We start from the raw sequence: 1792 nt of genomic DNA on the forward strand, positions 1-1792 counted from the left end.
TCCTCCTTGCCGACCAGTTGACCTGTTACCCATGTCGCCGGTCTATTCTGTTACCCATGTAGCCGGTCAGGACCACCCGCGCCACCTTCTCCCACAAGGGGAGAAGGGAAGAGCCTCCTCACTCCGGCAGATTGTTCACCTTCTTCACCCAGGCGCGGACGTCGGCGAGGACGTCGGGCAACACGGCCTTGACGTCCTGCACGGTCATGCCGGCCTTGATGCGGGGATCGTAGAGCAGGTTGAGGATGTACTGGTCGTAGACGTCGAAATAGCCCATCGAGACGTTGTCGTTGAACATGGTCCAGGGCACGCTGGAGGTGTCGTTGATCGGGCCGAGCGACTGCAGCAGTTCCTCATAGGCGCAATCGAAGAAGACGAAGTCGCCGTTGTCGACCGTGAGGATCACGTCCGAATGCTCGATCTCGAAATTGTCGTTCTTGCGAAAGCCGCTCAGGCATTGCGGGTCGAGCGAGGAGCGGATCTCTTTCGCCCGCTCGCTGCCATAGAAGGTCGTGATGGTGCGATAGAGATCGCGGTCGCGTACCAGCTTCACCCTCACATTGGCGATCTCGCTGCTCTCGGTCATGGCGATGTCGAGATGCTGGACCTTGGCGGCGATGTCGCCGACGATCTTTCCGAGCTGCGCCTTGCGGTCGGCGCGGGTGCCATCGGCGAACACCCTGATCGGGGAGTCATATTTGCGGATGCGGTCGACGCGGCCGGCGAGGTGGTACTCGGCGCCGAACGCCGTCTTCATGAAGCCTTCGATGATCTCGCTATCGGTGAAGGCTTTCTTCTCGTTGCGCTGACGCGCGGCGATCGATGGGTTCTCGCCCGACCATGCCGGCGGCGCAACGAGGCCGGGCATGATCGCGGCCGGGGCGATTGCAAGGACGAGGACAGCCAGGATACGGCGAAGCGTGCACATCGCTATAACGCTGCCGCAATCACGGTGCGCGCGCAAGCTTGCTTGCGCATGGCAGCGCTGGTTCCCGTACCGTCCTAATTCTTGACGACGACAGTGGTGCCGACGGAAACGCGGCTATAGAGATCCACCACATCCTCGTTGGTCATGCGGAAGCAGCCCGACGACACCGCCTGTCCAATCGTCTCCGGCTCGTTGGAGCCGTGGATGCGGTAGAGCGTCGAGCCGAGATACATGGCGCGGGCGCCGAGCGGATTTTCGACGCCGCCGGCCATGTGGCGCGGCAGGTCGGGGCGGCGCCGCAGCATCTGCGCCGGCGGCGTCCAGCTCGGCCATTCCTTCTTGGCGGTGATGCGATGGGTTCCGCTCCAGCGGAAACCGTCGCGGCCAACCCCGATGCCATAGCGCAGCGCCTGGCCGTCATCGAGGACGAGATAGAGCCGTCGCTCGGCGGTGTTGATGATGATGGTGCCCGGCGCATAATGGCTCGGATACATCACGGTCGCCCGTTGGATCGGGCTCGCGCCGGTACCGAAGAAGTTCGGGCCGCCGCCCATGATGTCGCGGGTGTCGAAGAATTGGGCCTGCGCCTGACCGGCGCCTCCCAGCATCAAGAGCGCCGCCGCCAGCAAAACCCTGCCCCGTGTCATTGCCTTCCTCGCGTTATTTCCAGCCTCACGAAAGTGAGGCCATAAGTTGTTCGAATGCGCAACCCACGCCGCCGTGAGCAACGGATTTTCGGACACCGCGGTTAAAAAAGGCAACACATCGGAAACGATGGCAGCAATGTCCCGCTAGGCCGTGTGGACAGTTACCTTATCCAGAGCAGAGTGGCGGCAATGGCGACGACGGCGAAGTAGTTTCGCG

2 protein-coding genes are annotated in these 1792 nt (G+C 62.5%); both read right to left on the minus strand.

Going from position 1 to position 1792, the window contains the following annotated elements; translation table 11 throughout:
- Positions 1-118: 118 nt before the first annotated feature.
- Complete coding sequence (locus tag AAFX91_RS41355; RefSeq protein WP_207234710.1) at positions 119-868, minus strand: DUF2927 domain-containing protein; 750 nt, start codon at positions 866-868, stop codon at positions 119-121.
- Between the two features lie 134 nt (positions 869-1002).
- Positions 1003-1575 (minus strand): L,D-transpeptidase, encoded by a 573-nt coding sequence (locus AAFX91_RS41360; RefSeq protein ID WP_394570313.1) that lies wholly within the window; start codon positions 1573-1575, stop codon positions 1003-1005.
- Positions 1576-1792 lie beyond the last annotated feature (217 nt).

Origin of the sequence: Bradyrhizobium sp. 31Argb (genome assembly GCF_043638955.1) — a bacterium.
In the GTDB taxonomy this organism is placed as follows: Bacteria; Pseudomonadota; Alphaproteobacteria; order Rhizobiales; family Xanthobacteraceae; genus Bradyrhizobium.